Annotated in this window: 5 protein-coding genes and 1 pseudogene; all 6 read left to right on the forward strand. The window is 68.3% G+C overall.

The annotated features are described in order from the left end of the window. The first annotated feature begins 5 nt into the window (after positions 1-5). Positions 6-1,766 (forward strand): acetolactate synthase large subunit, encoded by a 1,761-nt coding sequence (locus D457_RS0110735; protein ID WP_017580667.1) that lies wholly within the window; start codon positions 6-8, stop codon positions 1,764-1,766. 18 nt (positions 1,767-1,784) lie between these two features. Beyond that, positions 1,785-2,315, forward strand: a complete 531-nt coding sequence (gene ilvN / locus D457_RS0110740; protein WP_017580668.1) for an acetolactate synthase small subunit — start codon at positions 1,785-1,787, stop codon at positions 2,313-2,315. 143 nt (positions 2,316-2,458) lie between these two features. Next, positions 2,459-3,454 carry a ketol-acid reductoisomerase gene (gene ilvC, locus D457_RS0110745; RefSeq protein WP_193374479.1) on the forward strand — a complete coding sequence of 332 codons (996 nt, stop codon included), beginning with the start codon at positions 2,459-2,461 and terminating at the stop codon, positions 3,452-3,454. 458 nt (positions 3,455-3,912) lie between these two features. Further along, entirely contained in the window at positions 3,913-5,502 is a 1,590-nt protein-coding gene (gene serA / locus D457_RS0110750) for a phosphoglycerate dehydrogenase (protein ID WP_017580670.1), read from the forward strand. 367 nt (positions 5,503-5,869) lie between these two features. Next, a complete protein-coding gene (locus tag D457_RS0110755) occupies positions 5,870-6,214 on the forward strand; it encodes a hypothetical protein (RefSeq protein WP_239646063.1) in 345 nt (114 codons plus the stop codon). Beyond that, positions 6,214-7,203: pseudogene (locus D457_RS32330) on the forward strand (glycosyltransferase); the annotation flags it as partial. The gene D457_RS0110755 and the pseudogene D457_RS32330, both read left to right, overlap by 1 nt.

Here is a 7,203-nt window from a genome sequence, read left to right on the forward strand (position 1 = left end):
TTGAGATGACCGAGCAGATGACCGGCGCCCAATCGCTGATCAGGTCGCTGGAGCACGTCGGCGTTGACACTGTCTTCGGGATTCCCGGCGGCGCCATCCTCCCCGCGTACGACCCCCTCTACGACTCGGCCAAGGTGCGCCACATCCTCATGCGCCACGAACAGGGGGCCGGGCACGCCGCGGAGGGCTACGCCTATGCCACCGGCCGTCCGGGGGTGTGCATGGCCACCAGCGGCCCCGGGGCCACCAACCTCGTGACGCCGCTGGCCGACGCCCACATGGACTCGGTCCCGATGGTCGCCATCACCGGGCAGGTTGCCTCCCCGATGATCGGCACCGACGCCTTCCAGGAAGCCGACATCTGCGGCATCACGATGCCGATCACCAAGCACAACTTCCTGGTCAAGGACGTCCGCGACATCCCCCGGACCATCGCCGAGGCCTTCCACATCGCCTCCAGCGGCCGCCCCGGCCCGGTGCTCGTCGACATCTCCAAGGACGCCCTCCAGAACAACGCCGACTTCATCTGGCCCGAGCGCCTGGACCTGCCCGGCTACCGCCCGGTCACCAAGCCGCACGGCAAGCAGGTCCGCGAGGCCGCCCGGATGATCGCCGACGCCAAGCGTCCGGTCCTCTACGTCGGCGGCGGCGTCCTGCGCGCCGGTGCCGCGGCCGAACTGCGCGTCCTTGCCGAACTCACCGGTGTCCCGGTCGTCACCACCCTGATGGCCCGCGGTGTCTTCCCCGACAGCCACCCGCTGTACGTGGGCATGCCCGGCATGCACGGCGACGTCGCCGCGGTTGGCTCCCTCCAACAGGCCGACCTGATCGTCGCCCTGGGCGCCCGCTTCGACGACCGCGTCACCGGCCGACTGGACAGCTTCGCTCCCGACGCCAAGATCGTGCACGCCGACATCGACCCGGCCGAGATCTCCAAGAACCGCCACGCGGACGTGCCCATCGTCGGCGACTGCCGCGAGGTCCTCGCCGACCTGGTCGTGGCCGTGCGCGCCGACCAGGAGAAGGGCCGCCAGGGCGACTACGGGGCCTGGTGGGACAAGCTCAACAAGCTGCGCACCACCTACCCCAAGGGCTTCGACGCCCCCGACGACGGCACCCTGTCACCGCAGGCGGTCATCCAGCGCCTGGGCCAGGTCGTCGGCCCCGAGGCCACCTACGTCGCGGGCGTGGGCCAGCACCAGATGTGGGCCGCGCAGTTCATCGACTACGAGCGACCCGGCGCCTTCGTCAACTCGGGCGGCCTGGGCACCATGGGCTTCTCCGTCCCCGCCGCCCTGGGCGCGAAGGTCGGCGACCCCGACCGCGTGGTCTGGTCCGTGGACGGCGACGGCTGCTTCCAGATGACCAACCAAGAGCTGGCCACCTGCGCGATCGAGGGCATCCCGATCAAGGTCGCGGTGGTCAACAACGGCAACCTGGGCATGGTCCGCCAGTGGCAGACCCTGTTCTACGAGGGCCGTTACTCCAACACCGACCTGCAGACCTCGCCGCTGGACGAGAAGGTCCGCATCCCGGACTTCGTCCGCCTCTCCGAGGCCTACGGCTGCGTCGGCCTGCGGTGCGAGCGCCCCGAGGACATCGACGCCACCATCGAGAAGGCGATGTCGATCAACGACCGACCCGTGGTCGTCGACTTCACCGTGAACCACGACGCCATGGTCTGGCCCATGGTCGGCCCCGGCGTCAGCAACGACAACATCCAGTACGCGCGCGACATGGCGCCGAACTGGGAACACCAGGACTAGGAGTAGGGCCGAACCACCATGAGCCGTCACACGCTTTCCGTTCTGGTCGAGGACACCCCGGGCATCCTGGCCCGGGCCTCCGCCCTTTTCTCCCGTCGTGGATTCAATATCGATTCACTCAGCGTCAGCACGACTGAGTACACCGGACTGTCCCGGATGACGATCGTGGTCAACTGCGACCTCCACCCCTTGGAGCAGGTGACCAAACAGCTCAACAAGCTGATCAACGTCGTCAAGATCGTGGAGATGGACACCACCGCGTCGGTGCAGCGCGAGCTGCTCCTGGTCAAGGTCAAGGCCGACGCGTCGAGCCGCACCCATGTGCTTCAGACGGCCGAGCTCTTCCGCGCGCACGTCGTGGACGTCAGCCCGGACGTCGTTGTCATCGAGGCCACCGGCGACCCCGAGAAGCTCGATGCCCTGGTCAAGAACCTGGAACCCTTCGGGATCCGGGAACTGGTGAAGTCAGGGCTGGTCGCCCTGGGTCGGGGACCCCGTTCGATCACCGACCGCTCCCTGCGGGCGGTTGACCGCAGCGTCAGCGCCTAGACGTCACTGCCTGAGGCGCTGGCGCCCGAGGTGCCGCCGAAAAACGGCACCGAGGCGAACCCGAACTGAGAGGCTGTCCGGACACGGCCGGACGGCCTCACCCCCCGCCCCCAAAGAACGTAAGAAACAAGGAGTAACCCCAAGTGGCAGCACAGATGTACTACGACGACGCCGCCGACCTCGCGCTCATCCAGAGCAAGAAGGTCGCCGTGATCGGTTACGGCAGCCAGGGCCACGCGCACGCGCTGTCGCTGCGGGACTCGGGTGTGGACGTCCGGATCGGCCTGGCCGAGGGCTCCAAGAGCCGCGCCAAGGCCGAGGACGAGGGCCTGCGCGTCCTCACCCCCGCCGAGGCCACCCGCGAGGCCGACGTGGTCATGATCCTGGTCCCCGACCACATCCACCGCGACCTGTACGCCCAGGAGATCGCGCCCAACCTGGAGGCCGGAAACGCCCTCTTCTTCGGGCACGGCTTCAGCATCCGCTATGGCTTCATCAAGGCCCCCGAGGGCGTCGACGTCGCCATGGTCGCCCCCAAGGGCCCGGGCCACCTGGTCCGCCGCCAGTACGAGGCCGGGCGCGGCGTGCCCTGCCTGGTCGCGGTCGAGAAGGACGCCAGCGGGCAGGCCTGGGACCTGGCCCTGTCGTGGGCCAAGGGCATCGGCGGCACCAAGGCCGGCGTCATCAAGACCACCTTCACCGAGGAGACCGAGACCGACCTCTTCGGCGAGCAGGCCGTCCTGTGCGGTGGCACCGAGGAGCTGGTCAAGGCCGGTTTCGCCACCCTGGTCGAGGCCGGCTACCAGCCGGAGATCGCCTACTTCGAGTGCCTGCACGAGCTCAAGCTGATCGTCGACCTCATGTACGAGGGCGGCATCTCCAAGATGAACTGGTCCGTCTCGGACAACGCCGAGTACGGCGGTTACACCCGCGGCCCGCGCCTGATCACCGAGCAGACCCGCGAGGAGATGCGCAAGATCCTCGGCGAGATCCAGGACGGCTCCTACGCCAAGGAGCTCATGGACGAGTTCGACAACGGGCAGCCGACCTTCACCAAGCGCCGCGAGGCCGAGCAGGGCGAGCAGATCGAGAAGGTGGGCGCCGAACTGCGTCCGCTGATGAGCTGGCTGAAGGCGTAGCAGTACCTTTTTGGGCCTCCGCTTCGCTTTGGCCCACCCGTCGCCCGCCACCGCCCTCAACGGACGCGCTGGCGCGCGACGGTTCTTCCGGTGTTCTCCGCCTTTGCGGAGGGATTTGGGTTCAAGCAGGCACAGCATCGTCGTCTACGCCTGACGCTCGTTCCTCGCTAACGGCTTGACTCCTCTTGCACTGTGCTTGCCACAACCCAGACTCCCCGGTGAACGAACGAAAAAGAACACCCCCACTGGCTGAGGCTGGTGGGAACCACCGGGGCGGGGCGTGTGCTCCGCCCCGGTGGCGTGTGAGGGGGAGGGTGACTCTTCTTTCGTCGGCGGTGTACCCATCCGCCCGACGGGCTTCCCTACCCCGCTAGTAGACTTTGGACCGGCCGTCACACCCGATCCGGGCAGCGCCTCCACCTGCGCGGTCGGGTCGCACCACCCGAAAAGGAACCGTTGTGACCAAACCCGTCGTACTCGTCGCGGAAAAGCTCTCGCCCGCCGGAATCGCGCTTCTCGAAGAGGACTTCGAAGTGCGCCATGTGGACGGTGCAGACCGGTCCCAGCTGCTTCCGGCCCTGGCGGACGTCGACGCCCTGATCGTGCGCAGCGCCACCCAGTTCGACGCCGAGGCCGTCGCCGCCGCCAACCGCCTCCAGGTCGTCGCCCGCGCCGGTGTGGGCCTGGACAACGTGGACGTGGACGCTGCCACTAAGGCCGGTGTCCTGGTGGTCAACGCCCCGACCTCCAACATCATCAGCGCCGCCGAGCAGGCCATCAACCTCCTCCTGGCCAGCGCGCGCAACACCGCCCCCGCGCACAACGCCCTCATCAACGGTGAGTGGAAGCGGTCCAAGTACACGGGTGTGGAGCTCTACGAGAAGGTCGTCGGCGTGGTCGGCCTCGGCCGGATCGGGGCCCTGGTCGCCCAGCGCCTGCTGGCCTTTGGCACCAAGGTCATCGCCTACGACCCCTTCGTGCAGCCCGCGCGCGCTGCCCAGATCGGCGTGGAGATGACCACCCTGGACGACCTGCTCGAGCGCAGCGACTTCATCACCATCCACCTGCCCAAGAACAAGGACACGGTGGGCCTGATCGGTGACGAGGCGCTGAGCAAGGTCAAGCCCTCGGTGCGCGTCATCAACGCCGCGCGCGGCGGCATCCTCGACGAGGACGCCCTCTACCGCGCGCTCAAGGATGGCCGGGTCGCCGGTGCGGGCATCGACGTGTTCGCCAAGGAGCCCACCACGGACAGCCCGCTGTTCGAGTTCGAGAACGTCGTCGTGGCCCCGCACCTGGGTGCGAGCACTGCGGAGGCGCAGGAGAAGGCGGGCACGCAGGTGGCCCGCTCGGTGAAGCTGGCCCTGTCGGGCGAGTTCGTTCCGGACGCGGTGAACGTGCAGGGCACCGGGGTCGCGGAGGAGATCAAGCCGGGTCTGCCGCTCACCGAGAAGCTCGGCCGCGTGTTCACCTCGCTGGCCGGGGCGCTTGCCGCCCGGATCGACGTCGAGGTGCGCGGCGAGATCGCCCAGCACGACGTCAAGGTCCTGGAGCTGGCCGCCCTCAAGGGTGTGTTCACCGACGTGGTCGAGGACACCGTGACCTTCGTGAACGCGCCGCTGCTCGCCAAGGAGCGCGGGGTCGAGGTCAACCTGGTCACCAGCGACGACAGCACCGACTGGCGCAACCTCATCTCGGTGCGCGGTGTGCTGGCCGACGGCACCCGCGTGTCGGTCTCGGGCACGCTGACCGGGCCCCGCCAGTTCGAGAAGCTGGTGGAGATCAACAACTACTCGATGGAGATCGGCCTCGACGAGCACATGGTGTTCCTCTCCTACGAGGACCGCCCGGGCATCGTCGGCAAGGTCGGCGCGCTCCTCGGCGACGCCCAGGTCAACATCGCCGGTATGCAGGTCATCCGGGACCAGGAGGGCGGCAAGGCGCTGATCGCCCTGACCGTGGACTCCGCGGTTCCGGACGAGATCCTGGCCTCGATCTCGGCGGAGATCGAGTCGGACATCGCCCGTCAGATCGACCTGGAGGACTAGTTCCTCGGACTGCCCGGAGCAGGGCCGTTCCTCCCGAATCCCCCTAGGGGATTTCCGGGTGGGGCGGCCCTTCTGCTGTGTCATGAGGGTCCCAAATATGTCCCTATGAGAATTCTTGTCCCATAGCTGCCGCGATTCTTGGAATGTGCTTCAGGAGTTGGTAAACATCGCGAGACACGCGGTGTACTGGCTCTTCGCTTGCGCAAGGTCGGTGGAACTGTGTCCGCAAGCCGATCGCTGGCACTCGTTTCGTGCGGGTCGGCTTTCGGAGGCGATCATTATTTCCGCGTGAATGGGGTTGGAATTGCGATTTCTGCGGCGGCGTCTGGTCCTCTTGTTCTCGTTTTCGGTGCTCACCGTGTCCGGAGTGCACGGATTTCTGCTCTTCCACGGGCTGATCGACATCTGGTCAGCCGTGCAGGTCACCGCCCTGATCGCGCTCTGCGGTCTGGTACTGCTCCTCCTGATCCAGGTGCGGCGTACCGCGGTCCAGATCAGGCAGCTGCGCCGCGGCCTCGACCGGCAGGCGCGGGAGGTCGCCGAGATCGCCGGGGAGAACCGGGCCGAGCTGTTCGGCCGGGCCGACGATCTGGCCGAGCAGCTGGGCACGGTGGCCGAGTCCGTGGCCGAACTGCGCGAGCAGAGCCGCGGCCGGGTGTCCGACGCTCAGGTGTTCGGGGGCGCATCGGTGCCCGCCCGGGCAGCTTCGTGATGGAGGGGGCCCTGTCGGACGTCCTTCGCTCCCGCGGCGCGGGACGTCTGCTGGTCACCCACATCGGTGCCCGGGCGGCCGAGGGACTCGACCGCCGCCGACTCGGCCCCGGCACCGAGGTCCTCGACCTTCGTCAGGCCGCTGAACACCCCTGCGGTGATCCCTTCGACCATGTGCTGGTCGTCGCGGCGACCACGGCCGACCTGCGAACCGCCGTCCACCTGGCTGACGGGCTCCCGTCGGCGGCGAACGTCGTGATCGTGGTCAAGGCGTCCGTGCCGCACTTCGATCCGCCGTTTCCGACGCCGCCCGGTCTGGGCCAGTGGCAGGGGCTTCTCGAGGCCAGGGTGCGCCGACTGCCGGACCAGGGCTGGTCATGCGCGCTCTCCTTCACTGACCCGGTGGAGGTCGCACTCGTGCTGGCGTCGGTCGCCCGCGCCGTAGTGGGAGGCCGTCGCGGGCCGACCGAACCCCTGCCGGACGGCACGGGCGGTGCGGTTGCCGCACGCCCCTGGGAAGTACTGGGGCGCCCCGGTGCGCTGGCCGGGAACGGAACGGGTCCCCTAGCCGGCCTGTCCGTGGCTGATGTGCCTGGTGTGGATGAGCGGGTGGTGAATCCGATGGGGTTCACGCGGGTGTCGAAGTCCGGGGTGGGGCGGTTGGTCTCGCGTGATGGTCGGTGGGTGTTGGCCGCTGGTGGTAGGACGCGGTGGCGGGTGCCTGATGACGGTGCGGTGACTGATGTGGATGTGGCGGGTCTGCGTGATCTGCGTGCGGTGCGGGTGGAGTGGGGGCGTCACAGCGGACCGGTGGCGGCGGTGCGGGTGGTGGCTGCTCTCGCCGCGGCGGGAGTTCCGCTGGTCAGTGGACCGGCCCCGGCGTGGGCCGGCTGCCTTGGCCCGGAGCTGGTGGAGCTGATCACCTCCTGCCCGGTGGAGTCCTTGAAGGACGCGCAGTTGCGTGAGGAGCACAGTGTCCGGTTGCGGCGG

The sequence above is a fragment of the Nocardiopsis valliformis DSM 45023 genome (assembly GCF_000340985.1).
In the GTDB taxonomy this organism is placed as follows: domain Bacteria; phylum Actinomycetota; class Actinomycetes; order Streptosporangiales; family Streptosporangiaceae; genus Nocardiopsis; species Nocardiopsis exhalans.

Bases quoted from the DNA above. Each gene is read 5' to 3' on its own strand.
- D457_RS0110735 (WP_017580667.1), top strand. From the start codon at position 6: ATGACCGAGCAGATGACCGGCGCCCAATCGCTGATCAGGTCGCTGGAG.
- ilvN (WP_017580668.1), top strand. From the start codon at position 1,785: ATGAGCCGTCACACGCTTTCCGTTCTGGTCGAGGACACCCCGGGCATC.